Raw genomic sequence first — 26,189 nt, 5'->3', positions numbered from 1 at the left:
GTGTGTTGTTCCGGCGGATTGGCGGGATGGACTCGGTGTAGAACGAGGCGTTGCCTTTGTCAGGGAGCGCTTGGGATGGATCTGAAGTTGCACGCCAATGCGACGACGACGCCGAAGACGCGGGCGTACATTCAGGCCAGCACGGCGAGCGTTGCGGAGCTGGCTATCGAGCTGGGTGTCAACGAGAGCACTGTGCGGCGCTGGAAGGGGCGCACCTCGGTGGCCGATCGCTCGCACACCCCGCACCAGCTTAAGACCAGCCTGAGCCTGACCGAGGAGCAACTGGTGGTGGCGTTGCGCCAGGAACTGGAGCTGTCGCTCGACGATATCGTCGAAGTCATGCACCGCTGCTGCAATGACGCGCTCAGCCGCAGCGCCATCCACCGCTGCCTGCTGCGGCACGGCATCTCGCGCCGGCCGCTGCCCTCCAAGCCGGCGGTGGGGCGCTTCGAGCCGGCTCCGGTGGGCTTCATCCACATCGACCTCAAGCACCTGACCCGGCTCGAGGGCCATCCCAGCTACGTGTTCGTCGCCATCGACCGGGCCACCCGGTTCGTCCACATCGAGATCATTGAACGGCGCGACGCCAGCACCATCGCCGCCTGCCTGGTGCGCTTGCTCACCGCCTTCCCCTATCCGGTACACACCATCCTCACCGACAACGGTGCCGAGTTCACCGATCGCTTCGGCGCCGCCCGCTGGCGCAACCCCAGCAAGCCCACCGGCAAGCATGCCTTCGACCTCGTCTGCCGCTGGTACGGCATCGATCATCGGCTCACCCGCCCATTCCACCCGCAGACCAACGGCATGGCCGAGCGCTTCAACCGCCGCCTCGCCGACGCTCTGCGCAGCCACCCCGCCAGCGGCAATGGTGGCAAGAACAGGTTCGGTGGCAAGAACAGGTTCGCCTCGCATGTCCAGCGCGACGCCTTCCTCTACGCCTTCGTCGACAGCTACAACAAAACCCGCCTCAAATGCCTCGACTACAAGGCACCCGCAGAGCTCCTCGCCAACCTCACGGGACACAACACNCCCGCAGACCAACGGCATGGCCGAGCGCTTCAACCGCCGCCTCGCCGACGCTCTGCGCAGCCACCCCGCCAGCGGCAATGGTGGCAAGAACAGGTTCGCCTCGCATGTCCAGCGCGACGCCTTCCTCTACGCCTTCGTCGACAGCTACAACAAAACCCGCCTCAAATGCCTCGACTACAAGGCACCCGCAGAGCTCCTCGCCAACCTCACGGGACACAACACGAAAGCGGGGACCTCCGTTTGCGATGGTGCAGGCTGCGAGGTTCCCGCTTTCGCGGGAATGACCCGGTGGTTGGCGGAGAGCAAGGTCGTTACAGCTTCAGCTCCCAGTACTCGCCGATCAGGTCCTTGCCGAAGCTGTGGTGCGGTTTGCTCTCGGTGAGGGTGAAGCCGGCATTGGCGTAGAGCTTTCGCGCCGCGACGAGACTGGCCTGGGTCCACAGCCGGATCTTCGCATAGCGCTTGTCACGGGCGTGGCGGACGACCTGGTCGACGAGGAGCTTGCCCACCCCAAGGCCGCGCGCTTCGGGCTCGACATAGAGCAGGCGCAGTTGCGCTACGCCCTGCCCGGCATCGACGACAAACACCGAACCAATGATCTTGCCATCGCGTTCGGCGATCCAGCAGCCCTCGGTCGCCGGATCGAAGTCCTGCAGGAACTTGCCGCCGATCTCGGCCGCCAGCGCCTCATAGCTGCCATCCCACCCGAACTCACCAGCGTAGAGCTGGGCTTGCCGGGCGACGACATGCGCAACATCGCCGATGCGATGCGGCCTCAGGATGATGGAGGCCCCGCTATCCTCGCGGTCGAGGATGCGGGCGATGGTCTGCATGGCGGAGACCAGCTCACGTCGCTCGGTTTCGGACAAGGGTGTGATCAGATCGGCGATGGCGCCATCGGCCGCTGCCTCGACACTGGCGGCGGCCCTGTCTCCGTCAGGGGTGAGCGCCAGCTGGTTGCGGCGCCGATCCGAGATACTGGGCGATACCGCCACCAGCCCCTCGGCGACGAACTTCTGCAGCATGCGGCTCAGATAAGCGGGGTCGACCCCCATGGACCGCGCCAGGTTGGCGCCATTGGTATGGCCGGCCGCGGCGAGCTCATAGAACAACCGACTCTCGGCCGGGCTGTAATCGGTTTTCGAGTAATGCTCATCGAACAGCCCCAGCCAGCGCGCGAAGGCGCGGTTGAAGCGACGAATCTCGGCAATCTGCTTGTCATCCATGATGGATGACAGTGGCGCCGATATCGTTGATTTTGTCAATTATATCGTTGCTTGAGGTAGCCATAGACAGCACGGATACCCTGGTCGGTGCCACCGAAAGGCCGGCCGGGCCTGGCCTCGGGGGCCCAGCCGTAGATATCGAGGTGCACCCAGGCCTTGGCCTGTTTGACGAAGCGCTTGAGGAACAGGGCCGCGGTGATCGAACCGGCGAAGGGGCTGGCGCCGGCATTGTTCACGTCGGCGATCTTGGAGGAGATCATCGCATCGTAGGGCGCCCAGAGCGGCATCTGCCAGAGCGGATCGTCGGACGCGGCGCCGGTGGCCATCAGCTCACGGGCCAGTGCGTCATCGGTCGAATAAAGCGGCGGCAGGTCGGGGCCGAGCGCCGAACGGGCGGCGCCGGTGAGCGTCGCCATGTCGACGATGAGGTCCGGGCTTTCTTCGTCGGCGAGCGCCAGCGCATCGCCGAGGATCAGCCGGCCCTCGGCATCGGTGTTGCCGATCTCGACGGTCGAGCCGTTGCGGGCGCGCAGGATATCGCCGGGGCGAAAGGCCGGGCCGGAAATGGCATTCTCGACGATCGGGATCAGCACACGCAGCCGCACACGCAGCCCGGCATCGATGATGGCGTGGGCGAGGCCGAGCACGTTGGCAGCGCCACCCATATCCTTCTTCATCAGCAGCATGCCGGCCGACGGCTTGATGTCGAGGCCGCCGGTGTCGAAGGTGACGCCCTTGCCGACCAGCGTGACCTTTGGATCCTTCGCCTTGCCCCAGCTGAACTCGACCAGCCGGGGAGCCTCGGCGGCGGCGCGGCCGACGGCGTGGATCATCGGGAAATTCTGCTTCAGCAGCTCATCGCCGGCGATCACCTTGAGGTCCAGCTTGTGACGTTTGCAGAAGGCCCGGATCTCCTTCTCGAACGCGTCCGGGCCAAGGTCATTGGCCGGCGTGTTGATCAGGTCGCGCGCCAGGTAGGCGGCGTCGGCCAGGCGATCGACCTCTGCTGCATCCGCACCCTCGACCGGCTCCAGCACCGCCGGATCGCGCGGTTTGCGATAGCGGTCGAACCGATAGGCACCGAGGCGGAAGGCAAGTGCGGCAAGCGTGGGGTCACCGAAGCTGCCGCCGAGCCTGTACTTGCCTGGCTCCAGCGCTGCCGCGGCCTGCCCAAGAATCAGGGCCGGGCGATCGCCGGGTCTGCCGAGACCGAACAGGTGACCACCGAGCCCACCACCCTCCCCCGGCAGCGCCAGCAGACGTCCGCGCTGGCCGGTGAAACCATTGGCCTTGGCCCATTGCAGGTCGGCCGCCGTCAGGGTGGCGGGCAACGCCTCCTGCTCCACGGCGATGAGCGGCAGCGACTTCGACTTGGCCATTTCGGAGTATCCGTTGCGAGGGCGAGAAGCATTGCTTACGCCGCGGTCGCAGCGGTGGCAACGGTTCGGAAGCCGAACCTTAACCCCCTATTAGGGTTAATCAATTATTGCTGCTTGGTGGGCTCGGGAATTGCCAGTTGCATTGCCCAGAGGAAGAGTTTCGTGTCACTCCGCCTGATCCAGAACAAGCTTAAGCCGTTGCGCACCCTCATGTTGGTGAGCGTGGCCGCCCTGGCGCTTTCCGCCTGCGCTTCGAACCCGATGACCACCGGCAGCATCGGCGGCGACCAGGCGGGCCAGCCGATGGACAGAAAGCAGCAGGCACTGGCGCAACTCGCCGCGCACTATAAGAAGTCGCCAGGCGACCGCTCGGCGATCATCTACTACGCCGCCGCTCTCAGGGCGAACGGCCAGAACGAACAGGCGGTGGCGGTGCTCGAAAACGGCGTCGCCAAGTTCCGCGACGACCCCGAAATCCTCACCGGCTACGCCAAGGCGCTGGTCGCGACAGGACGCTTCGAGCAGGCGCTCAACGTCGTCGAACGGGCGATCAATCCGACCTCGCCCGACTGGAACGCGCTGATGGTGAAGGGCGCGATCCTTGACCAGAGCGGTCGCAACAAGGAGGCCCGCGCGGCTTATGGCCAGGCGCTGAAGATTGCACCCGACCAGGCGTCGCTGCACGCCAATCTCGGCCTCTCCTACTCGATGACCAACGAACTCGACAAAGCCGAAGCGGAACTCCGTATCGCGGTGAAGCTGCGCGGCGCCAACAGCCAGATCCGGCAGAACCTCGCATTGGTGGTTGGGCTGCAGGGGCGGTTCGACGAGAGCCGCGCGCTGTTTGCGGCGGAGCTGCCGGCCGACCAGGTGGAGGCCAACATGAGCTATATCCGGGCGCTGCTGACGCAGCAGAACCGCTGGGATGCGGTGAAGAACTCCGGGTGAGCCCCTCACCCATTCCGACCAAAGCAAAGGGCGCCGCAACGGGCGCCCTTGTCGTTTCCGGCATCCGGGCGTCGGCTCAGCCGCCGCCGTTGATGAAGCTGTTCGCGAACACACGGATCATCGCGGGAGACAGGATGATGATGAACAGCACCGGCAGGAAGAACACGATCAGCGGCACGGTGAGCATGGGCGGCAAGGAGGCGGCCTTCTTTTCGGCCTCCATCATACGGGCTTCGCGCCCTTCCTCGGCCATGACGCGGAGGGCCGAGCCGACGGAGGTACCGTGGCGCTCGGCCTGGATCAGTGCCTGCATCACCGACTTGACGTTGTCGAGGCCGGTACGGCGGCCGAGGTTTTCGAAGGCGCGCGTACGATCCTCGAGGAAGGAGAGCTCGGCGGTGGTCAGCGTCATCTCCTCGGAGAGCTCGATACTCTGCGCGCCAATCTCCTTGGCGACCCGCTTCAGCGCATGCTCCACCGACATGCCGGCTTCGACGCAGAGCAGCACCAGGTCGAGCGCATCGGGCCACGAGCGCTTGATCGACTTCTGGCGCTTGACGGTCTGGTTCTTGAGCAGGACGGACGGCAGGTAGGCGCCGATCAGCCCGATGCCCAGTGCGTAGACAGCATTCAGCCAGAGCGGCTTGTCAGCGAAAACCACCAGGCTGAGGTAGGCGAAGGCGATGACAAAAAGCGCCACCGGCGTAACGAAACGCAGGAACAGGTAGGTGGTCATCGCCGCCTGCCCGCGATAGCCGGCCCGGGACAGCTTCTCGGCGGTGCTGTCGTCCATGAACGCCTTTTCGAGCGAGAAGCGCTCGACGACGTTCTTCATGTAATCGCGGCCGGCGGCTTGGCGGATGGTTCGGGTCTGCTGGTCGGTGCTTCCGCTACCGCCGCGGAGGCGTGCCATCTCCTCGGCCCGCATCTTTTCGCGCTCGAGTGCGACGCGGCGGATGCGCTGGCGCATCTGCGAGCCGCCTGAAAAGAAGGTGGCGCCGATGGAGAACACCACGGCAGCGGCCGCCACTGCGGCCAGCACTGCGACCAGGAACTGCGTGTTGGTCAGCGTCGCGACGAGATTTTCCATCGCCGGCCCCTAGATATCGAACTGGATCATGCGGTTCATGATGAACCCGCCGAGGAACATCATGATGGCAGCGATGCCGAGCATGAGATTGCCGATCGGCGTCTCGATCAGCGGCAGCAGGTAGGTGGGGGTAGTCAGCGACACGAGAAAGGCGACGAGGATCGGCAGCGAGCCGATGATGCCGGCCGAGGCCTTGGCTTCGGCGGACATCGCCTTGACCTTGGCCTTCATCTTCTTGCGGTTGCGCAGCACGCGCGCCAGGTTGCCCAAGGCTTCGGAGAGGTTGCCGCCGGCTTGTGCCTGCACGGTAATGACGACGACGAAGAAGTTGACTTCCGGCAGCGGCACGCGATCGTAGAGGGTGACTACCGCTTCCTGGATGGTCTTGCCCACCGCCTGCTGGTCGAGAATGCGCTGGAAGTCCGACTTGATCGGCTCCTTGGCTTCCTTGGCGACCAACCGCATCGAGTCGTTCAGCGGCAGACCGGATTTCACGCCGCGCACGATGGCTTCGACGGCATTGGGCAACTCGTCGAGGAAGGCGTTCTGATACTTCTTGCGACGACGGCCGACATACATGCGCGGCAGCAGGTAGCCGCCGGCCACCGAAAAGATCAGGCAGTAGATCAGTTCGAGCTGCAGCACGAAGCAGAGCACAAAGACGATGACGCCGAAGATCACCGAGTTGCGGATGAAGGCGCCCTTCTTCAGCTTCATGCCGGCCTGATAAAGCTGGTCCTGCAGCGGGACGTGCTTCTTCTTGCGCTCCAGCGCCACGGTCTGGGCGCGCAGCGTCTGCTGGATTTCCTTGCGGCGGGTATCGCGGTTGCGCGTCGCATCAGCGTTGCGGCGGTTAGCCTGGATGTCGCCCTGCAGCGCCTTCATGCGCTTGTTGGCGCGATCACCGCCCAGCATGGCCGGCACCAGCGCGAATCCGGCGGCTCCCACGGCGACGGCAGCGAGCAGGGCGAAGATCAGCGGGGTCATCGTTGGGGCCTATGCACCGAGGATCTCGTGCTGTTCGACGTTGGACCTCTCCAGCGCCTCGACGAGATTGGCTTCTTCGTTGAAGTAGCGGGCGCGCTCGGTGAAGTTCGGCTTGGTGATACCGGTCGAGCGGTGGCGGCCGAGCAGGTTGCCGTTCGAGTCTTCGCCGAGGATGTCGTAGAGGAACACGTCCTGGGTGACGATGACATCGCCTTCCATGCCCAGCACCTCGGAGATGTGGGTGATGCGGCGCGAGCCGTCGCGCAGGCGGGCGGCCTGCACCACCACATCGATCGATGAGACGATCATTTCGCGGATGGTACGGCTGGGCAGCGAATAGCCGCCCATGGTGATCATTGATTCCAGACGCGACAGCGCTTCGCGCGGGCTGTTGGAGTGGAGCGTTCCCATCGAGCCGTCGTGGCCGGTGTTCATCGCCTGCAGCAGATCGAACGCCTCGGGCCCGCGCACTTCGCCCACGATGATGCGCTCGGGACGCATACGCAGGCAGTTCTTGACCAGGTCGCGCATGGTGATCTCGCCCTCGCCCTCGAGATTGGGCGGGCGGGTCTCGAGGCGCACCACGTGCGGCTGCTGCAGCTGCAGCTCGGCCGAGTCCTCGCAGGTGATGACCCGCTCGTCTTTCTCGATGAAGCCGGTAAGGCAGTTGAGCAGGGTAGTCTTGCCAGAGCCGGTACCGCCGGAGATCAGGATGTTGGCGCGGACCCGACCAAGGATGCGCAGCACCTCGGCGCCTTCAGGCGAGATCGAGCCATATTTGACGAGCTGCTGCAGGGTCAGCTTGTCCTTCTTGAACTTACGAATGGTGAGCGCGGCGCCATCGATGGCGAGCGGCGGGGCGATGACGTTGACGCGCGAGCCGTCAGGCAGGCGGGCGTCGCAGATCGGAGAGCTCTCATCGACGCGGCGGCCGACCTGGCTGACGATGCGTTGACAGACGTTCATCAGGTGCGCGTCGTCGCGGAAACGCACATTGGTGAGCTTCACCTTGCCGCCGACCTCAATGTAGCATTTCTGGCTGCCGTTCACCATGATGTCGGCGATGTCGTCGCGGGCCAGCAGCGGCTCGAGCGGGCCGTAGCCGAGCACGTCATTGCAGATGTCCTCGAGCAGGTCTTCCTGCTCGGAGATCGACATGATGATCGACTTGAGGGCAATGATCTCGGCGACGATATCGCGGATTTCCTCGCGCGCCGCTTCCTGGTCCATGGTCGCGAGCTGGCTGAGATCGATCGAGTCGATCAGCGCGTTGAAGATCGCCGACTTGGTCTGGAAGTACTCCTTGTCGCGCGCCACCGCCTCGGGACTGCGCACGTCGAGCACGCCGCCATCGTCGCCACTGCGTTTGTTGTCAGCAGCGCGCGCTACGTCCTGACGGGGCGCGGCGGGGACAAGCGGAGCGGCCGCCGGGCGCGCGGCCTGCGCGGCGCCGGGAGTGTTGCCTCCGAAACTGGTACGCTTGCCGAACATCTAGGACTGGCCTTTCAGGCGCGCTTCTTGATGAAAGACGGGAGTTTGAGCCCCGGCTTCTTGGAGGCACTTTTCTCGGGGGCGTTGCGGCCGGTGACGTGCAGGCCGATCAGGCGGAACACTTCGTTGGCGCGATTGTTGGCGGCGACCTCGGCGACCATCTGGCCGTTATTGGCGGCCGTACCGAATGTGGCGGCGTCGAAGCCGATCTGGCCGAGCAGCTGGCACTCGACCGAGGCGGCGAACTCATTGGCCGCGATCTCGGGACGCCGTGGCATGCCGACCTTGTTGATGACGAGCAGCGGCTCGCTCTCGGCGGGACGCAAGGCCTTGATGGTGTCCGACAGGTTCTTGGCGTTCCTCAGATTCGCCAGATCGGGCTCGGCGACGATGATCACCTCATCGACGGTCGCGATGGTGTGGCGGACCCAGGCGCTCCAGATGTGCGGGATATCGAGGATAACGATCGGCGTGGACTTCTGGCTCAGCTCGACGATCTGCTCAAACTCGCGCTCCTCGAAGTCGAAGGTGCGGTCGAGCACCACGGGCGCGGTGAGCAGGTTGACGTGATTGGCGGCCTTGCTGGCCAGCCGGTCCAGCATGGTCTGGTCGAGCTTGGCGTTGGAGCCGATGGCGTCGGCGATACCATGCGGCGGATCCTGGTTGAAATTCAGCCCGGCGGTGCCGAAGGCGAAGTCGAGATCGAGGATCAGGGTGTCCTGGCGCAGCGTCTGGCTGACAGCCCAGGCGACATTGTGCGCAACGGTGGAGCCGCCGGCACCGCCCTTGGCGGAGATGAAGCCGATGGTGCGGCCAATGGGCGCCGCGCCCTCGGCGGCGAACAGCTCGCTGATGGCGGAGACGATCGACTGGGCCGACGCCGGCAGGACGATGTACTCGGAAACGCCCGAGCGGATGAGCTCGCGATAGAGCAGCACGTCGTTGATGTGCCCAAGCACGATCAACCGGGTCGAGGCATCGCAAACCTCGGCGAGGCGCTCCAGCGCACCGGGGATTTCCTCCGGCTGCAGCGAGGTCTCGACGATGATGAGGTTCGGCGTCGGGTTCGAGCGATAGGTCTCGATGGCGCCATCGAGACCGCCATTGTGGGTGGTCAGCGCCACCTTCGACATGCGCCGGTCGTGCACCGCAGATTCGACCAGTTGCGCCGTCTGGGAGTGTTCGCAGAAGGCCTGGATGGTGATGCGCGGGATCAACCGCGTTCCGGCAGCGATCTCGATCGCGGGTTCGTCAGCCTGCCTGGCGTTGTCGCGGGAGAGGAAACTCATGACTGCTACACTCCATCAATCCAGCAGGAAGCCGACGGACCCGTCATAGCTGCCGCGGGTGCCCGCAGGCCCGACGCCGTACATCGTCTCGATGTGGCCCAGGAAGATTGCCTCGGCGTCGTTAGCAAACTGCATACGATCGGTTGGCAATTCGGGTTTCTTAGTGGTCGGCTGGGCGAGATAGGGAGTGACCAGGATCACCAGCTCGCTTTGCGAGCGGATAAAGTCACGCGAGCGGAACAGCGCACCCAGGATCGGGATATCGCCGAGCCCCGGCAGACGATGGATCTGGGTGCGGGTCTTGTCCTCGATCAGGCCGCCGATCGCGAGGGTCTGGCCGGTGCCGATCTCGACCGAAGTCTTGGCGGTGCGTCGCTTGATGCCGAGCAGAGTCGAGCCACCGACGGTGATGCTGCCCTCGGTGCTCAGCTCACTGCTGGTGGTATCGACGGCAAGCGCGATATTGCCGTTGGACTTGATCGTCGGGGTAAAGGCAAGCTTGACGCCAAAATCCTTGTATTCGACCGCCACTTTGCCGTCCGTGACGCTGGTCGGCACAGGGAACTCGCCGCCGGCGAAGAAATCGGCGCTCTGCCCCGACATGGCGGTCAGGATCGGCTCTGCCAGGGTGCGGGCGGCGCCGCGCTGCTCCATGGCGCGGATCTGCGCATCGATGCTGAGGGGGCCGATATCGAGGCCAACCTCGAGGCCGTTGTTGCTGAACAGGTTGGAGGCGCCACCGATCGGCTGCGAGCTGATAAGTTTGGTGGTGAGCCCGCCACTGGAGTAGCTGCCGGTCAGGTCGATGCCGAACTGTTTGGCGAGACTGCGGTTCACCTCGGCGACCGTGACCTTCAGCATCACCTGTTGCGGGCCGGCTACCGCGATCACGCTGGTGACATTATCAGCGCCCCCGGCGAACTGCCCGGCGATCGCCAGCGCCTTGTCGGCATCGTCGGTACTGCCGGCGTTGCCCGACAGTACGACACGGTTGACGACGGCACCGTCCGCGTTGGTCAGCGTGACCGCCTCAACCTGGATGTCCGAGTTGGGCATGATCTTGCTGTAGGTTTCGCGCAGGACCGCGGCGACGTTGGAACCGCCGGTGCTGGCGGCGCCGGTGGTGCTGACATCGACCACGACAATGGTGCGGCCGGCGCCGTCGAGGAAGAAGATGTTGGTGTCGCCAGAACTCACGGCCTGGATAACGGCGCGGCGCTTGTTGCGCAGGATGGCGTTGGCAACGCCCGGCTGCGACACGATCACCTCCTGCGCGTCGACCGGCAGGTCGATGATCATCGACTTGTTGATGCCGATGCTGACCGGCTGCGTCGAGCCGAAGCCGCTGGCGCCGATGCGCAGGTGATTGGAATCGGCGCCATACGCCTCGCCAAGACCCAGCGGGGCGAGCCCAAGCGCGGCGCCGATCAGCGCGGCGGCCGCCATCAGGCGCAGAGTGCTGGCCCTGAGAGAGCGCGGAGAACGGGTGGTGAGAGCCGGAGACATCACGTAATCCTCACGCATCATTGCACCTGCTCTTCTGAGCTGGTGTCGTCGAAGGACGCCTGGGCAACATTCGGGCTGGAACCGGGCATCACGTCGCTGCCGATGCCGAAGCGGATCATGCGGACGGCGCGGCTGCCCTGCAGATCATCCCCAGGGGATGGCTTGAAGTCGGCAATCGAGCGGAGCGCCACCGAGAGGACGCCGATCTTGGAGGCGTTGATGATCGCCTCGCCCTGGGCCGGGGTCAACTCGAGGGTTGCGATAGTGCCGCCCTGGAAGACGTCGGCCTTGGGGTTTTCGGGGTTTGCCTTCTCGCCGGTAGTGCCGGTTTCGCCAAGCCGGGTGCCGATGGCCAGCACCTTGACGTTGGAGAGGATGGTCTGGCTGATGCCGCCGCGGCTGAGCACAATGTCGACGCGGTCATTGGGGAGCACGAAGCCGCCGGCCGCCGCGTCGGCGCTGACCGGCACGGAGACGCCGCGCATGCCCTTGGTCAGCACGGCCGAGAGATAGCCCTGGTCGGAGTGCACCAGCTTCTTGTCGATGATCGGCTCGCCCGGGAAGAACTCGAAGCGAGCGACGGCGTCGAGCAGCTTGGTGGGCGCATCGGGCAGCACGGCTTCGCTGATATATTCGGGACGGACGGCGAACTCCGGCCATTCCTGCCACTCGATGGTTTCCGCCGTGATCCGCTGGCCGACGCCAATGGGGGCCTTGGCCACCAGCACCTTGGCCTTCTTTTCCTCGATGACCTGAGTTGGCCCCTCGACCACCACCTGCTGCGGCGCCGTGCCGCGCATGGCCAGGAAGGCTGCGAGCCCGCCTGCCAGAAGCGCAACGACCAGCAGGATGATACGCGAGACTCCCATCGCCCCAAACTCCACATGCCGGGCCCGAAGGAACCCCGCTACTCTTGCGGTCGACTATCGCGGCAAAGGGTCAAAGTTTGGTTAATCTTTGCTTGCCGAAGACGGTTAACGAATAGTTTCGAAGTCTTCAGCCGACGAGGCGCTGGAAGATCAGGCTGCCGGGATAGACGAGCAGGCCGGCGGCCGCCAGTGCGATACCATAGGGGACGCCGGTTTTGCTGTCGTGCAGCCGATCGATCCACAGCACCTGCTTGAGCTGCAGTGGCAATGGCCAGCGACGAACGGCCAGCAGCGACAGCGTCAATGCCCCACCGAGCAGCGACGCGAAGAGGAGGTAGGCCAGCATGCTTTCGAAGCCGAACCACAGGGTGGTCGCGGCGATCAGCTTGGCATCGCCACCGCCGATCCAGCCCAGGGCGAAAAAGCTGAATGACACTGCCAACACCAGCGCCGCCGCGGCGACATGCATGCCCAGCAGTTCGAGGGAGAAGCCGGCGAGCAACGCGATAGCGAGGAACGAGCCGACGAGCAGCAGCACCAGCTTGTTGGAGATCCGCATGGTTAGCAGGTCCGAGGAAGCCGCAAAGGCCATCAACAGCGGAAACACGAGCATGGCGGGAAGGGTGATGAATGCGGGCATCGGTGGTCGGCGGTTTGCGAAAGCGCCGGACGCCCGGGCCAAGGACAGTGTGGCGGACATATGGTTAAGAAAGCCTGAATGCAGAAGGGGACCCCCGACGGGGTCCCCTTCGAACTTCTAGCCCCGAGGAGTATCAGGGGGTAGCCGGGGGATTAGCCGGGGGGGCAGCGCCGCCTGGGACGGCAACAGTGCCGAGACGGTTGGAGATCCCCTGGAACAGGTTGGACAGGTTACCACCGAGGGCGGTGGCTGCCACGATGATGGCGACAGCGATGAGCGCGGCAATCAGGCCGTACTCGATCGCAGTAGCGCCGGACTCGTCATTCACGAAACGAGCGACAGTGTTCATTTTTTGGCTCCTTGCACACGTCATTCTGTGACTGCATCAAGTGATGCGTCAGCACCGTTCGATACGTCACACATCGAACATGGCCTCACGCTAGGCGGCGCGGATTGAAATTGAGTTAATTGTCGAAGCCCGAGCGCCCCGGTTTACAAGGGTTTCCGGCATGCTGAGCAGATCGTTAAAGCAACCTGCAAAATTGTTCCTAGTGCCGGCAAAGTAATACGCGAGGAGCGACCGGCCACACCGATCGCTAACGACCGCGGCCGGCGGATGCGGAACGGCACTCGGCCATTTGCGAATTCTTCACCATTCCGCGCAACACTCCATTTGCCATAGCATACCTCCCGCCAAGGGCCCGTCATGCCGTTTCGTCCCAGTATCGCCGCCCTTGCCATCCTCTCGGTGCTCGCCAGCTCTGTCGCCGCGCTGGCTGAAAGCGCCCCGGTGACGGTGAAAGTAAACATGGCGCGCATCCTCAGGATCAATGCCCCGGCGGCGACGGTGATCATCGGTAACCCCGGCATCGCCGATGCCGCCATCCAGGATCCGCAGACCCTGGTGCTGACCGGCAAGAGTTATGGCCAAACCAACCTGATCGTGCTGGACGCCCAGGGAAACCCGATTGCCGACACCCTGATCGAAGTGGTGCAGGAGCAGGCTGGCCTCGTAACCGTGTTCCTGGGCGAGCGGCGGACCAGCATGGCGTGTGAGCCTATATGCCAGCCGATCATCATGCTGGGCGACGACAAGGCATACACCATCGAGAAGATCGAGACGGCGGATGCGGTCGAAACCGCAGCGAACTAACTGCCGGTTAACCAAGCCGCTGCATCGCATGCAAATGTGGCGCGGGCACTAACCAATCACTAGGTAGGAACCGCTAGTTTCCGTCGGCGAATGGAAACTTCAGGGCCGCATGTCTCAACGCTCCCGATGGCTGAGAAAGCTGATGTCGCCGGCAATCCGCCGGGCGCAGGCTTTTGGCCGGAACGATAGCGGCGTGACGGCGATCGAGTTCGGCCTGCTGGCGCTGCCGTTCTTCACCATCATCCTGGCAATCGTCGAGACGGCCCTGGTTTTTATCGCCGGCCAGATCCTCGACAGCGCCGTAAACGACTCGTCGCGGCTGATCCGCACCGGCCAGGCGCAGAATGGCACACCCGCCTACAATGCCGAGGCGTACCGCGAGGCCATCTGCGACGGGCTTTACAGCATGTTCGATTGCGATCTGGCCGACGACAAATTGCGGGTCAGCGTGACGGTAGTCTCCGATTTTGGCGCCGTCGCCCTCGGTTACCCGCTGAAGACCGGCGAGGACTGCAAGGAGGACAAGTGCGACTGGACGCTCGTCGACGACTACAAGCCCGGCAAGGGTGGCGACGTGGTGCTGGTGCAGGCCTATTACAAATGGCCTACTGTGGTGAACCTGCCGGGCTTCAATTTCCAGACGCTGCCGGACGGCACCCGCTTGCTGGGTGCCTCGCGGGTATTCCGCAACGAGCCGTTCGTCTGCGCGAGTTGCACATGATCCGCCGCCTGCAGCAGTTCCGCGACGACATCCGGGCCGTCGCCGCAGTGGAATTCGCACTGATCCTGCCGCTGCTGCTGACCCTCTATCTCGGCACCATCGAAGCGGCGACGCTCTATTCGGCGGACCACAAGGTGGCGACGGTCGCGAGCACGATGGCCGATCTCGTATCGCGCGAAAAGGGCACGATCTCGACGACGACCCTCGACAAGTACTTTCTCGCGGCCGAAACCATCATGACCCCGTATACCACCTCAGGATTGGCGCAGGTCGTCTCGTTGCTCAGCATCAACGCCGACGGTGTGGCCACGGTGGCGTGGAGCCGGGCGCACGGCGCCGCAACAGCGCGTGAAGCGACCAGCGCGTTCCCGCTGGACGCCACCGCCAAGATCAATGTGCTGGCTCGCGGCGCCAACGGCTGGCTCGTGGCCTCCGAGATCACCTACCCGCACCAGCCACTTTTTGGTCTCGTCATCTCAAGCACGATCACGCTGAAGCACACGCAGTACTTCCTGCCGCGCTTCAAGGGGGAGATCGCGCTGGAGTAGCCAGCGGCGGCTTGCCGAGGCAGTACGGGCGTGCCATAGCCCGGCTCACGTTCCCCAGAGCGCTTCACCGTTTCACAGAAACGTCGAAACGCCAGAGCGTTTCGCGGAAACGCCTGAGGTCATTGGTTTTGTCGCGCTTTCGCACGGCAAAGTCTGCAACTTTCCCTGCAAGCGCTCTACGAGGCCAGCCCAATGCAAGATACCCTGATCCCCGTCTTCGACCTCGGCGGCGTGTTCGTCGACTGGAACCCGATGTACCTGTTCCGCAAGCTCTTCGAGACCGAAGAGGAAGCGCAGTGGTTCTGGGACAATATCTGCACCAAGGACTGGAACCTCGAGTTCGACGCCGGCGACATCTTCGCCGAGGGCGTGGCCGAGCTCATCACCCGCTATCCGCGCTACTGGCGCGAGATCCAGGCCTTCGATCTCAGGTGGAAAGAGACGGTCGGCGAGTTCATCACTGGCACCATCGATATCCATAACGAGCTGATCGCCGAGGATATTCCGACCTTCGCCATCACCAACTTCTCGTGGGAGAAGTGGGTGAGCTGCTTGCCCGAATGGCCCTTCCTCGAAAAGTTCGACGGCGTCGTGGTGTCCGGGCTCGAGGGGCTGGTGAAGCCCGATCCGCGACTCTACCGGGTATTCTGCGAGCGCTACGGCCTTGCGCCGGAGAGCTGCGTATTTATCGACGACAGCGAGCCGAACGTGATCTCGGCCCGCAAGTTCGGCATGCACGCGATCCACTTCACCGACCCGAAGTCGCTCCGCAAGGAGCTGATCGGGCTGGGGCTGCCGCTGAAGAAGTAAGGGGCCGTTTGGACTACTGCGGCTTTGACTGCCCCCTCCACCACCCTTCGGGTGGTCCCCCTCCCCCGCCGCGCGGGGGAGGATTCGCCGCGGCATCGGTTCACACCCTTGGACGAGCGTAGCGAGGACCCCGCGCGTGGCGCGCCCCGTCTGGAGCGCGACCAGCGCGTGAAGACCTACTTGGTCCCATACATCCGATCCCCGGCGTCGCCGAGGCCGGGGATGATGTAGCCCTTCTCGTTGAGATGGCTGTCGATTGCAGCGGTGAAGATCGCCACGTCGGGGTGGGCGGTCGAGAACTTCTCGATACCCTCGGGGGCGGCGAGCAGGCAGAGGAAGCGGATGTTGTTGGCGCCACGCTCCTTGAGCTTGTCCACTGCCGCAATCGAGGAATTGGCCGTCGCCAGCATCGGATCGACGACGATGATCAGGCGGTTGTCGAGCTCTGATGGCGCCTTGAAGTAGTACTCGACCGGCTGCAGCGTCTCGTGGTCGCGATAGATGCCGATATGGGCGACGCGGGCGGCCGGGACGAGATCGAGCATGCCGTCGAGCAGGCCGTTGCCGGCGCGCAGGATCGAGGCGAAGACCAGTTTCTTGCCCTTGATGGTGGGGGCATCCATCTTGGTCATCGGCGTCTCGATCTCGACCATCTCGAGTTCCAGGTCGCGCGTCACCTCGTAGCACATCAGGTGCGCGATCTCGCGCAGCAGGCGTCGGAACCCCGCGATGGAGGTATCCTTGTCGCGCATGATGGTGAGCTTGTGCTGCACCATCGGGTGGTCGATCACCGTTACGCCGCGCATGGATACCTCGAAGGGCTAGAGGAAGGATTTGCCGTGGGGGCCGGGCGCAAGGCCGAGCCAGCGGGCGATACTCTCTCCTATATCCGCAAAGGTCGGCCGGATGCCAATGGTTCCGGGCGTGAGGGCTGGGGAAAAGGCCATGATCGGGGTCTGTTCGCGGGTGTGATCGGAACCGCGCCAGGTCGGATCGTTGCCGTGGTCGGCGGTGAGGACGACGAGATCGTCGGGCCGCAGTGCCGCGATCAGCTCGGGCAGGCGCGCATCGAAGGCTTCGAGCGCCTGGGCATAGCCCGGCACATCGCGGCGATGGCCGAAATCCTGATCGAAATCGACGAAGTTGGTCATGATGAAGGCGCCGTCGGCGGCCATTTCCATCGCTTCGAGGGTGCGATCGAACAGCGCCATATTGCCGGTGGCCTTGATCTTGTGGGTGACGCCGTGCCCCGCATAGATGTCGGAGATCTTGCCGATGGCGTAGACCTGCCGCCCCGCACCCTTGGCCCGATCGAGCAAGGTCGGCTCGGGCGGGGCGATGGCGAAGTCGCGGCGGTTGCCGGTGCGCTTGAAGGTGGCGGCGGTCTCGCCGACGAACGGGCGGGCAATGACACGGCCGATATTGAGTGGCGCAGTGAGTTCGAAGGCGGTTTCGCAGAGCTGGTAGAGCCGCTCGAGGCCAAAATGGCTCTCGTGCGCGGCGATCTGGAAGACGCTGTCGATCGAGGTGTAGCAGATCGGCTTGCCGGTCCGGATCGACTCCTCGCCGAGTTCGGCGATGATGGTGGTGCCGGAAGCATGCTTGTTACCGAGGATGCCGGGGACGCCGGATTTCTCGATCAGTTTGGCGATGAGGTCGGGCGGGAAGGTCGGCTCCTGCAGCGGGAAATAACCCCAGTCGAACGGCACCGGCACGCCGGCGATTTCCCAATGGCCGGACGGGGTGTCCTTGCCTTTGCTGACCTCGCGGCCGACGCCCCAGCGTCCGCCCCTCGGCTGGTCCGTGAGGCCGCGAGGAACCTCACCGGTGGAGAGTTTGGCCGCGGCGCCGAGTCCGAGGGCGTCCAGGTTCGGTAGCGATAGCTGGTAGTTGGCGGCGATATGGCCGAGCGTGTCGGCGCCGGTGTCGCCGTAATCGGCTGCGTCGGGGGCGCCGCCGATACCAAAGCTGTCGAGGATGCAGAGAATGGCGCGGGGCATCAGGCAAACTCCTCGGGGCCGATCCGGTCGTAGATGATCGTGGGGTCGGGTGCCCCCTCGCCGATGCGATAGGCGGACTTGATGCGGCGCTCGGCTTCGTCGGCTACAGCCGGATCGTTGGCATGGAGGCGAGCGATCGGTTGTCTGCCTGGCCCAACCACACGCCAGATGGGCGCCAGGTTGTCGAAACCGACAGCATGGTCGATGTTATCGGTGGGGCGTGTACGGCCGCCGCCGAGCACCACCACCGCCATGCCGACGGCGCGGGTATCGATCTGCTGAACCTGGCCCGCTTCATCTGGATAGATGTCGCGAACGATGCTGGCGCGGGGCAGGTAATCGTCCATGCGATCGATGAAATCGCTGGGCCCGCCAAGGCCGGTCACCATGCGCGCAAACCGCTCCGCCGGCTCGCCGCTGGGGAGGAGGCGGTCCACTGCGGCGCCCGCGTCGCTGCGCTCCACGCCGGTCAGCGACAGGGCCTCCACGCAGAGCGCCCGGGTGACGTCAAAGAGCCGGCCGTCCGCCCCTTTGCCAGTGAGGAAGTTGACGGCGTTGCGCACTTCGAGAGCGTTGCCGGCAGCCGAAGCGAGGGGCTCGTTCATGTCGGTGATCAGCGCGGCGGTGCGCAGCCCGGCGCCATTGGCCACCGAGACGAGGCTATCGGCCAGGGCGCGGGATTTCTCCAATGTCGGCATGAAGGCGCCGGAACCGGTCTTCACGTCGAGGACCAGGGCGCCGAGGCCGGCGGCCAGTTTCTTACTGAGGATCGAGGCGGTGATCAGCGGGATGGATTCGACCGTGCCGGTGACGTCGCGGATGGCATAGAGCACCTTGTCGGCCGGAGCGAGATCGGCGGTCTGGCCGATAATGGCGCAACCAGCCTCGCGCACCACCTTGCGAAATAACGCGTTATCCGGGCTGGTGCTGTAGCCGGGGATGGCATCGAACTTATCGAGCGTGCCGCCAGTGTGGCCGAGGCCGCGACCGGAGATCATCGGCACGTAGACGCCGCAGGCGGCAAGGATCGGCGCCAGCATCAGCGAGGTGTTGTCCCCGACCCCGCCGGTCGAATGCTTGTCGGCGACCGGGCCATCGAGATCGGACCAATCGAGCACAGTGCCCGAGTCGCGCATAGCCTCGGTGAGGGCGACGCGCTCGGGGGTCGACATATCACGGAAATACACCGCCATGGCGAAGGCGGCTGCCTGGGCCGGGCTGACGGAACCGTCGGTCAGCCCGCCGATGAAGCCGGAGATTTCGCCTGACGTGAGGGCGAGACCGTCGCGCTTGCGGATGATGGTTTCTTGCGGGAGCAGGGTCATGCCGGTGTTTTGCGCTGCCCGCCGGGCGAAGGCAAGATGAGGCGGCGGCGCTCTGACCCACCCGGCATGCGGCCTCGGTACGGTTCCGTACACAATGTCGAAATACAAACCGGCGCCGGCTGCGCCTTTGCTTCGGCATGAGAACTAAGTCCGGCCCGCACCACCGACTTCAGGTGCAGGAGGTCGCGTTAGCTAAAGACTCGATGGCACTTGCTCTTGTCGCACCTCGCAAGCTGATGTTCACATGTGAGCTGGCAACGACGATTTCGCTCGACATTACCTGTCGACCGCCAGCTGCCCCGCCTGGAGGATCTATCGTGCTTCGCCACCTTGGTTTCGGACTGGCCGCTCTCGTTGTCGCTGCGACCGGCGTAGCGCGTGCCGGCGAGCGTGAGCCGCTGCCGCCGGCGCAATTGCAGCAAGCGCTCGATACGCTCGCCGCGGACGCGAAGCAGGCCGTAGCCGACGACCGGACGCCTGGCATTGCCATCGCCGTTGTCCACGGCGACGCGGTGATCTTTGCCGGGGGGTTCGGGGTCCGCAATGTCGAGACCGGCGAGCCGGTCGACCCGGACACGGTGTTCCAGCTCGCCTCGGTATCGAAGCCGATCGGCTCGACGGTGATCTCGGGCCTGATCGGCGACGGCAAGCTCAGCTGGGACACGCGGCTGATGGACCTGACACCCGGTTTCGCCATGCAGGAGCCGTGGGTGACAAGCCAGGTGACGCTTCGCGATCTCTACGCACATCGCTCGGGGCTGCCCGACCATGCCGGCGACCTCTTGGAAGACTATGGCTACGATCGCGAGGCGGTGCTGCACCGGCTGCGCTTCCAGCCGCCGCTGACCAGCTTCCGCTCCGGCTACGCCTACACCAATTTCGGCATCACCGCCGCCGCAGTGGCGGCAGCATCGACAACCGGCATGGACTGGGAAACCTTGTCGGAGGAGCGGCTCTACAAGCCGCTCGGCATGGCGTCGACCAGCTCGCGCTATGCCGATTTCATGGCGGAGGCCAACCGCGCCGCCGGCCATATCAGGGTCGACGGCAAATGGGCCTTCGTCGAGCAGCGGCAGCCCGACGCGCAATCGCCGGCCGGCGGCGTCTCCTCATCGGTGAACGACCTGACCAGGTGGGTGCGGCTGCTGGTGAACGACGGCATGTTCGAGGGCAAGCAGGTGATCGCCGCCGCGCCACTCGAGGAGGCGCACCTGCCGGTAATGATCACCGGCTACGCCCCCAACGGGACGCCGTCATTCTACGGGCTGGGCTGGAATGTCGGCTATGGCGGCGACGCGCGGCACTCGATCTCGCACTCGGGCGCCTTCGCCATGGGCGCGGGAACAACGGTCAACATCTCGCTCGACGACAAGCTGGGGGTGATCGTGTTGACCAACGGCGCGCCGGTGGGCGTATCGGAAACGCTGGCCAACGCCTTCATGGACAACGCCATTCTCGGCGCGCCACGCTACCCATGGCAGGAGGTGTTTACCGGCATCTTCGCGCAGATGGCGGCGGACGGGATCTCGCACAACTTCGATACCCCACCGGCCGACGCTGGTCCCGCAGCCGCAGACACGGCCTATATCGGCAGCTTCGCCAATGACTTTTACGGCCCCATCGAGGTGGTCGCCGGCGCCGACGGGTTCAACCTGCTGATCGGACCGAACCGGCGCTCGTTCCGGCTCACGCATTTCGACCGCGACACGTTCACCTTCGAAACCATCGGCGAGAACGCCTCCGGCCTGAGCGGGGTGAGCTTCGCGCTCGATGGCGCGGGCAAGGCGCGCTCGGTATGGATCGAAGCGTTCGACAAATCCGGGCTAGGGAGCTTCGCCCGGACGCCCTAGCGGGTCAGGCTCTTATGGTACTGCACCGGCGTTGCGCCCAGCACGGTGCGGAAGTCGGTGATGAAGTGCTGCTGGCTGCTGTAGCCGAGGTCGTAGGCGATGCCGACCCAATCGGGCTCGTCGCTCAAACGGATTTCTGCGGCGGCGGCGAGCAGGCGCTTGCGCTGCAGCAACCATTTGAGGCCGATCCCCAGATAGTCGCGAAACGCCTGCTGCAGCCAGCGCTCGCTGCGACTGAAGGCCTCGCCGACCGCGGCGACGGTGGTGAGGTTCTCGTCGGTCTCGACGGCCGTGATAATAGTGTTGATCTCCTCGAGCGTTCCATCGGCCACAGGCGAGGCAGCGCGAATATGCTCGAGCAGCGTGGCGATCACCGCATCGTCGTCGTGCGCCAGGATGGCGGCGATACCCTTGGCATCTGCCCAGGGAAACACCGCAGTCAGCGGCACTACCTTGTCCTGCAGGTCGGCCATTTCGCCGGTCCAGAAAGCGTGGAAGGCGCCGGGGCGAAAGCGCACGCCGATGATGCGGCCACTGCCGGCGGCCGAATAGGTGCGCTTGCCGCGGAAGGTGCCCTGGATGCCGGACTCCTGGGCCGACAGAAAGATATCGACGTAAGGCCGGTGCATCACCTGGTCGGAATCGTAGGGGCCCAGGGAGCTGTCCCAGCGGATGACCCAGAAATGCTCGATGAAGCGCTCGAGATCGGCCGAAGGCGGCACGGTGCGGAACTGCACGTGACGGTCGAAACCCAGGGGATCGAGCCGGCCGCGCGCCTCATAGGGCTCGCGTGGCTCCCCGGGCTCGCGTGGCTCCCCGGGCTCGCGTGGCGCGCCGGACGCACCTGTCTCTCCGGCCGCTGCGGATTTCTGAAATACAGGGGTTGGAGCATCGGTCATTGTCTGGGCATCAGCTCAACGATGAAAGGAAATTCCAAATGAGCAACAAGCACTTCCTGCGCGGCATGGCTACCGTCAGCTTCTTCGCCGACGACCTCATCGCGGCCCGCGACTGGTACGCCGAGCTATTCGGCGTCGAAGCCTACTTCCAGATGCCGAGCCGCGAGAAGCCGGCTTACATCGAGTTCCGCATCGGTGACACCGAGGACGAGTTCGGCATCATCGATCGCCGCTATGCGCCCGAGGCGATGCAGCCCGGGCCCGGTGGCGCGGTCCTGTTCTGGCATGTCGACGACATCGAGGCGGCATTCGCCCGGCTGAAGGAGCTGGGTGCAAAGGAATACGAGGCGATCACCAAGCGTGGCGAGACCGGCTTCGTCACCGCATCGGTGGTCGACCCGTTCGGTAACGTGCTGGGGATCATGTACAACCCGCATTATGTGGAAATGCTGGCCGCCCGCGCCGCCTGAACGTGGGTTGCGTTAGCTGCAGAGACCGCCTGTTCGCTTCGGCGCAGGCGGTCTTCCGCTACGAAGCGTCAACGCGTCGTTCACGCTGGGCGGGTTAGGGTGCGTTCCGCCCCGTGAGGCGGCAACGGTAGACCGCCATGCTCGAACCCCACGCGATTGAGACCTATATCGACAAGCCGGTGACCGAGGTCTACCGCTTCCTTGCTTCGCCGTGGAACTACCCGCGCTGGGCAGCGATCAACGCCGCAACCTTCCGGCAGATCGGCCCGCTCGAGTGGGCCGGCGATACCGAGTTCGGGCCGCGCATCGTCAGGTTCAGCCCACCCAATGGCGAGGGCATCCTCGACCATGCAGTGTACAAGGCAGGCGAGGAGCCGGTGATGATGCCGCTGCGGGTCACCGTCGATGGCAACCGGACGCTGGTGACCTTCGTGTTCTACCGCCGGCCGGGGATGGACGACGAGCAACTGGCCTCAGCGCTCGAATGGATCCGCACGGATTTCACCGCGCTGAAATCGCTGCTCGAGGTCTGAGGCCCGTCGGCGCTTGCGCTGGCCCGTTACTCGCCCGTGGGCACCGGAGCGGCTTTGTCGAGGCGGGTCTTGCGCAGGGTATCGCGGGTATTGGCCAGCATATCGCCGATGAAGCGGCGGACGATCGCCAGTTCGGCCTCGGAGTATGAGGCGATCACCGGCTGGTTCATCCGCAGCACATAGTCGCGCAGCTGCAGGAGACCCGATTCCTCGGTGGCGGGTCCGAGCATGATCAGCACGCCGCGCCGGTCGGTCGGGTGCGGATGGCGCACGATGAAGCGGGCGGCCTCCAGCCGGTTGAGCATGATGGCGGTGGCGCCGGTGGTGAGCCCCAGATGCTGCGAGATGGCTTTGGGCGTCGCCTGGCCGCCCGACGAGCGCACGAAGAACAGGCACATCAGATCGGTGTGATTGATACCTGCCTGCTCGGCCAGCCAGCGATAGACGTGCGTCACCTCGGCGGTCAGGTCGCGCAGCAGCTCATCCATCTCGGGCTTTCGTTCCAACGTCTCATTCCTCACGCGCAACATAGCTATGCAACATAGTATCTTTGTTGCAAAGTTAAATCAGCTGCCCTAGATGGGGATCAGACGAATGCAGCCAATGGAGCGGACTATGGCACAGGCACAGGCGACGATGGACCACAAAGACGCTGTGAACGCTGACAAGGCGGGGCTTCCCGCCATTGGGCGCGCGACGAACCAGTCCAAGGTGGTGAACATTCCCGTGGAGCGAGTGGCGGAACCCGGGCCGACTCCCCTGCCCGCGACCGTTGCGGCAGAGGCCGCGGCAGCACCGACCGAGGCGCCGAACAAGAGCCGCAGGAAGGCAAAGCTGTTCGGCATCGGCCTCCTGGTGACACTGGGCGGCGTGGTCGCCTGGTATCCGCTGGCCGATCACTATGCGCCGTTCGCCTCGGGCGCCTCGATCACGGCGCAGGTGACCCAGGTGGCGCCGCGCGTCGCCGGGCCGGTCAAGCACGTGCTGATATCAGACAATGCCGAGGTGAAAGCCGGCCAGCCGCTGTTCGAGATCGACGACACGACGTTCCTGATGGACGTGGCGCAGGCGAGGGGCCAGCTCGACCAGGCGATGAACAACGTGACTTCGGGTGTCGCGGCGGTGCCGGCCGCCGAGGCCAAGCTGGCGCAGACCGAGGTGGCGCTGACCATTGCGCAGCAGGAACTGGAGCGCGCCACGCAGCTCCACGATAAGGGCCTGCTGTCGCAGGCGAAGTTCAACACGGCGGACGCCAACGCCAGGACGGCGGCGCTTAACGTCGAGGCGGCAAAGGCCGATCTCGAGCGGATCAAGGCGTCGGCCAGCACGGCGGATGCCAGCAACCCCAACGTGCGGGCGGCGCAGGCGGCGGTCGACAAGGCCGAATTCGCGCTCCGCAACACCACGGTTCTGGCGCCGGCCGACGGCTATGTGTCGAACCTGTCGCTGGCCGAGGGGCAGTTCGTTGCCGCCGGCACGCCGGCGCTGACCTTCATCAACCCCAAAACGCAGATGGTGATTGCCGACCTGCGCGAGAACCAACTGGTCAACGTCCAGCCGGGCGACAAGGCCGTGGTGATGTTCGAGGCGGCGCCGGGGAAGCAATTCGAAGCCACGGTCGACAGCATTGCCTGGGGCATCAATAGCGGCCGCACCACGGCCAATGGCCTGGCGCAATCGTCGAACGACACCCGCTGGTTCCCGCCGGCGCGGAAAATCCCGGTGCGCGTCAGTATCGACGACATGAGCACGTTCCCCGCCAATGTACGGCTCGGCTCGGAAGCGAGCGTCCTGATCGTGCCAGAAGACGGGATCGTGCCGACCATCGCTCGTGGGCTGATGGGCATCAGCGGCCTGCTGTCGGGCCTCAACTAGGATTTTCTCTCCAGGAGGCGAAGATGGAAGAGCTGACTCGCGTCGACCCCAACGAGGATCCGTACCTGGCGCTGCGTACGGCGCTCAGCGTCGCGATCTGCGTGATCCTTGCCGACCCGCTCGGCGTCACCCAACCGATGATGCCGGTGGTGCTGGGGATGAGCCTGATGTCGAACCAGCGCGGCGCGCTCAACCTGCGCTCGTTCATGGGCCCGGTGATGCTGCCGGTGATGGCGTTCGTCTTCAGCTGGCTGGCGGCGGCGACGGTGAGCGAGCCGATGCTGTTCGTCCTGGTCAACATCGCGCTGGCCGGAGCCGGCATCGGGCTGATGCTGTTCAAGGGCTCGCGCCTGGGCGTGATGCTGACGGTGTTTCCGGCGATGATGTCGATGTCTGTGCTCTATAGCGACCAGGCGCTGGTGGCGATCCGTGACTCGATGGCGACCGGCGGGCTGATCGTCGGGGTGACTGCGGTGGTGCTGAACATCCTGTTCCCGCCGCAGACGGCCCGCGTGCATGTCGAGCAGCCAAAACCGTTCGAGACGGAGAACCCGGCCGCCGAGCTGCTGATCCGGCTCGCCGTCTATGTGCCGATCATGCTGATGACTTATGCGACGGGCGACATGAACCTCTTGATCGTGCCGATCATGCTGGCCTTCATCTGCGCCGAGCCGGATCGCGGCGGGCGGCTGCAGCAGCTGATCGACCGTGGCGGCGGCACCATCGTCGGCGCCGTCGTGGCAGTGGGCGCCATGGCGATCTACTATGTGGTGCCGCAGTTCCCGGTGCTGGTGGCGCTGATCGCCAGCATCACCTTCTTCCTCATCGACAGGATGACGACCGGGGCGAGCCGGCCGCTCTACTACCAGTACATCTGCTCGGTGGCGCTGGTGATGCTGCTGTCGTCAACCTTCGGCGCCCGCGATGCCTTCGAAGTGGTGGTGCAACGCGTGGTGCTGACGAGCGGAGCGATGGTCGGGGCGATCGCATTGCTGTCGCTGCTGGAGGCGGTGTTTTTGCCGCGGAAGGGGATGGCGGCGGCGACGGCCTGACCTCAAGTCAGGTCTAGTCGCCGGTGCGGATGGCGAGATCGCGCAGAGCCTTGCGGCTCTTGCGTCTCCCTCCCCCTTGCGGGGAGGGATCAAGGCTGGGGGTCAGTGCGGGCACGGTGGCCAGGGTCTGCTCAATGATCGTGAAAACACCTTCGGCGTTCTCGGTGATCTCATTGTTCCAGAAACGCAGGACGCGAAACCCGCGGGCGTGCAGGTAATCGTCGCGGACGCGATCATGGTCCCGGCCGGCAGCGGAGGTATGGGTTTCGCCGTCAGCTTCGATGATCAGTTGGGCATGCATGCAGGCGAAATCGGCATAGTACGGGCCGATCTGCTGTTGACGACGGAAATGGTAGCCGCGCTCGCTGAAGACGCGAAGGATGGCCCAGAGCCTTCGCTCCGGGTCGGTCGCTTTGTGGCGGAGTTCTCTGGCGCGCTCAACCGTCATGCCGAAACTCCGGTGCTGGCTGACCCCCACCCCTGGCCCCGCCTGCTG

26 protein-coding genes and 1 pseudogene are annotated in these 26,189 nt (G+C 64.8%); 11 read left to right on the top strand and 16 right to left on the bottom strand.

Going from position 1 to position 26,189, the window contains the following annotated elements:
- Positions 1–75: 75 nt before the first annotated feature.
- Positions 76–1,031 (top strand): annotated as a pseudogene (locus ASC89_RS29245) (DDE-type integrase/transposase/recombinase); the annotation flags it as partial.
- Between the two features lie 312 nt (positions 1,032–1,343).
- On the opposite strand, the gene ASC89_RS14710 reads toward ASC89_RS29245, so the two are convergent.
- Both ASC89_RS14710 and ASC89_RS14705 read right to left on the bottom strand, forming a co-directional pair.
- On the bottom strand, positions 1,344–2,258 hold the full coding sequence (locus ASC89_RS14710) for a helix-turn-helix domain-containing GNAT family N-acetyltransferase (RefSeq protein ID WP_055998956.1): 915 nt from the start codon (positions 2,256–2,258) through the stop codon (positions 1,344–1,346).
- A 35-nt stretch (positions 2,259–2,293) separates the two neighbouring features.
- Positions 2,294–3,637 (bottom strand): M17 family metallopeptidase, encoded by a 1,344-nt coding sequence (locus tag ASC89_RS14705; RefSeq protein ID WP_055998953.1) that lies wholly within the window; start codon positions 3,635–3,637, stop codon positions 2,294–2,296.
- 162 nt (positions 3,638–3,799) lie between these two features.
- Here ASC89_RS14705 and ASC89_RS14700 point away from each other — a divergent pair, with 162 nt between their 5' ends.
- On the top strand, positions 3,800–4,585 hold the full coding sequence (locus ASC89_RS14700) for a tetratricopeptide repeat protein (protein WP_055877203.1): 786 nt from the start codon (positions 3,800–3,802) through the stop codon (positions 4,583–4,585).
- Positions 4,586–4,661: 76 nt separating this feature from the next.
- Here ASC89_RS14700 and ASC89_RS14695 read toward each other — a convergent pair whose 3' ends face one another.
- The 8 genes from ASC89_RS14695 to ASC89_RS14660 form a co-directional block, all read right to left on the bottom strand.
- Positions 4,662–5,675, bottom strand: a complete 1,014-nt coding sequence (locus ASC89_RS14695; RefSeq protein ID WP_055877200.1) for a type II secretion system F family protein — start codon at positions 5,673–5,675, stop codon at positions 4,662–4,664.
- 9 nt (positions 5,676–5,684) lie between these two features.
- Positions 5,685–6,662 (bottom strand): type II secretion system F family protein, encoded by a 978-nt coding sequence (locus ASC89_RS14690; RefSeq protein WP_055877196.1) that lies wholly within the window; start codon positions 6,660–6,662, stop codon positions 5,685–5,687.
- A gap of 9 nt (positions 6,663–6,671) precedes the next feature.
- A complete protein-coding gene (locus ASC89_RS14685; RefSeq protein WP_055877193.1) occupies positions 6,672–8,153 on the bottom strand; it encodes a CpaF family protein in 1,482 nt (493 codons plus the stop codon).
- Between the two features lie 14 nt (positions 8,154–8,167).
- Positions 8,168–9,442, bottom strand: coding sequence for an AAA family ATPase (locus ASC89_RS14680; protein WP_055877190.1), 1,275 nt, complete (start codon positions 9,440–9,442; stop codon positions 8,168–8,170).
- A gap of 15 nt (positions 9,443–9,457) precedes the next feature.
- Positions 9,458–10,948 carry a type II and III secretion system protein family protein gene (locus ASC89_RS14675; RefSeq protein WP_162247947.1) on the bottom strand — a complete coding sequence of 497 codons (1,491 nt, stop codon included), beginning with the start codon at positions 10,946–10,948 and terminating at the stop codon, positions 9,458–9,460.
- Positions 10,949–10,965: 17 nt separating this feature from the next.
- Complete coding sequence (gene cpaB, locus ASC89_RS14670) at positions 10,966–11,817, bottom strand: Flp pilus assembly protein CpaB (RefSeq protein WP_055877184.1); 852 nt, start codon at positions 11,815–11,817, stop codon at positions 10,966–10,968.
- Between the two features lie 127 nt (positions 11,818–11,944).
- A complete protein-coding gene (locus tag ASC89_RS14665; protein ID WP_055998946.1) occupies positions 11,945–12,457 on the bottom strand; it encodes a prepilin peptidase in 513 nt (170 codons plus the stop codon).
- A 133-nt stretch (positions 12,458–12,590) separates the two neighbouring features.
- Positions 12,591–12,806, bottom strand: coding sequence for a Flp family type IVb pilin (locus tag ASC89_RS14660; protein ID WP_055877178.1), 216 nt, complete (start codon positions 12,804–12,806; stop codon positions 12,591–12,593).
- 357 nt (positions 12,807–13,163) lie between these two features.
- On the opposite strand from ASC89_RS14660, the gene ASC89_RS14655 reads away from it, so the two are divergent.
- The 4 genes from ASC89_RS14655 (at position 13,164) to ASC89_RS14640 (ending at position 15,689) form a co-directional block, all read left to right on the top strand.
- Positions 13,164–13,610 carry a pilus assembly protein N-terminal domain-containing protein gene (locus ASC89_RS14655; RefSeq protein WP_055877176.1) on the top strand — a complete coding sequence of 149 codons (447 nt, stop codon included), beginning with the start codon at positions 13,164–13,166 and terminating at the stop codon, positions 13,608–13,610.
- A gap of 142 nt (positions 13,611–13,752) precedes the next feature.
- On the top strand, positions 13,753–14,331 hold the full coding sequence (locus ASC89_RS14650) for a TadE/TadG family type IV pilus assembly protein (RefSeq protein WP_055877173.1): 579 nt from the start codon (positions 13,753–13,755) through the stop codon (positions 14,329–14,331).
- On the top strand, positions 14,328–14,879 hold the full coding sequence (locus ASC89_RS14645; RefSeq protein ID WP_055877171.1) for a TadE/TadG family type IV pilus assembly protein: 552 nt from the start codon (positions 14,328–14,330) through the stop codon (positions 14,877–14,879). Before ASC89_RS14650 ends, ASC89_RS14645 begins: the two co-directional genes overlap by 4 nt.
- A 192-nt stretch (positions 14,880–15,071) precedes the next feature.
- Entirely contained in the window at positions 15,072–15,689 is a 618-nt protein-coding gene (locus ASC89_RS14640; RefSeq protein WP_055998943.1) for an HAD family phosphatase, read from the top strand.
- A gap of 176 nt (positions 15,690–15,865) precedes the next feature.
- On the opposite strand, the gene upp is transcribed toward ASC89_RS14640, so the two are convergent.
- From upp to deoA, 3 genes are read right to left on the bottom strand one after another with little or no spacing between them, the layout of a single operon-like run.
- A complete protein-coding gene (gene upp, locus ASC89_RS14635) occupies positions 15,866–16,495 on the bottom strand; it encodes a uracil phosphoribosyltransferase (RefSeq protein WP_055877166.1) in 630 nt (209 codons plus the stop codon).
- A gap of 15 nt (positions 16,496–16,510) precedes the next feature.
- Positions 16,511–17,689: a phosphopentomutase gene (locus ASC89_RS14630; protein WP_055998939.1), complete on the bottom strand. Its 1,179-nt coding sequence runs from the start codon at positions 17,687–17,689 to the stop codon at positions 16,511–16,513.
- Positions 17,689–19,008 (bottom strand): thymidine phosphorylase, encoded by a 1,320-nt coding sequence (deoA, locus tag ASC89_RS14625; RefSeq protein ID WP_055877241.1) that lies wholly within the window; start codon positions 19,006–19,008, stop codon positions 17,689–17,691. The genes ASC89_RS14630 and deoA overlap by 1 nt, the downstream gene beginning before the upstream one ends.
- Positions 19,009–19,331: 323 nt before the next feature.
- Here deoA and ASC89_RS14620 point away from each other — a divergent pair, with 323 nt between their 5' ends.
- Positions 19,332–20,864 (top strand): serine hydrolase, encoded by a 1,533-nt coding sequence (locus ASC89_RS14620; RefSeq protein WP_055998936.1) that lies wholly within the window; start codon positions 19,332–19,334, stop codon positions 20,862–20,864.
- Here the strand turns inward: ASC89_RS14620 and ASC89_RS14615 are convergent.
- A complete protein-coding gene (locus ASC89_RS14615; RefSeq protein WP_197421121.1) occupies positions 20,861–21,601 on the bottom strand; it encodes a helix-turn-helix transcriptional regulator in 741 nt (246 codons plus the stop codon). The two genes, ASC89_RS14620 and ASC89_RS14615, sit on opposite strands and share 4 nt — an antisense overlap.
- 200 nt (positions 21,602–21,801) lie before the next feature.
- Between ASC89_RS14615 and ASC89_RS14610 the strand changes: the two genes are divergently transcribed.
- Together ASC89_RS14610 and ASC89_RS14605 are read left to right on the top strand one after the other, a co-directional pair.
- Positions 21,802–22,233 (top strand): VOC family protein, encoded by a 432-nt coding sequence (locus ASC89_RS14610; RefSeq protein ID WP_055877158.1) that lies wholly within the window; start codon positions 21,802–21,804, stop codon positions 22,231–22,233.
- Positions 22,234–22,370: 137 nt separating this feature from the next.
- Complete coding sequence (locus tag ASC89_RS14605) at positions 22,371–22,766, top strand: hypothetical protein (protein WP_055998933.1); 396 nt, start codon at positions 22,371–22,373, stop codon at positions 22,764–22,766.
- Between the two features lie 26 nt (positions 22,767–22,792).
- Here the strand turns inward: ASC89_RS14605 and ASC89_RS14600 are convergent, their stop codons facing one another.
- A complete protein-coding gene (locus ASC89_RS14600; RefSeq protein ID WP_162247946.1) occupies positions 22,793–23,272 on the bottom strand; it encodes a MarR family winged helix-turn-helix transcriptional regulator in 480 nt (159 codons plus the stop codon).
- A gap of 109 nt (positions 23,273–23,381) precedes the next feature.
- On the opposite strand from ASC89_RS14600, the gene ASC89_RS14595 reads away from it, so the two are divergent.
- Together ASC89_RS14595 and ASC89_RS14590 are read left to right on the top strand one after the other, a co-directional pair.
- Entirely contained in the window at positions 23,382–24,641 is a 1,260-nt protein-coding gene (locus ASC89_RS14595) for an HlyD family secretion protein (protein WP_055998931.1), read from the top strand.
- A gap of 23 nt (positions 24,642–24,664) precedes the next feature.
- Positions 24,665–25,693: an FUSC family protein gene (locus ASC89_RS14590; protein ID WP_055998929.1), complete on the top strand. Its 1,029-nt coding sequence runs from the start codon at positions 24,665–24,667 to the stop codon at positions 25,691–25,693.
- A gap of 13 nt (positions 25,694–25,706) precedes the next feature.
- Here ASC89_RS14590 and ASC89_RS14585 read toward each other — a convergent pair whose 3' ends face one another.
- The gene (locus ASC89_RS14585; protein WP_055998927.1) at positions 25,707–26,141 is read right to left on the bottom strand and encodes an endonuclease domain-containing protein; all 435 of its coding nucleotides are present in this window, start codon (positions 26,139–26,141) and stop codon (positions 25,707–25,709) included.
- Positions 26,142–26,189: the final 48 nt, after the last annotated feature.

The sequence above is a fragment of the Devosia sp. Root413D1 genome (genome assembly GCF_001425235.1).
Lineage (GTDB): Bacteria > Pseudomonadota > Alphaproteobacteria > Rhizobiales > Devosiaceae > Devosia_A.
The sequence above is the reverse complement of the archived record's forward strand: the minus strand, read 5'-3'. Positions and strand labels throughout refer to the sequence as shown.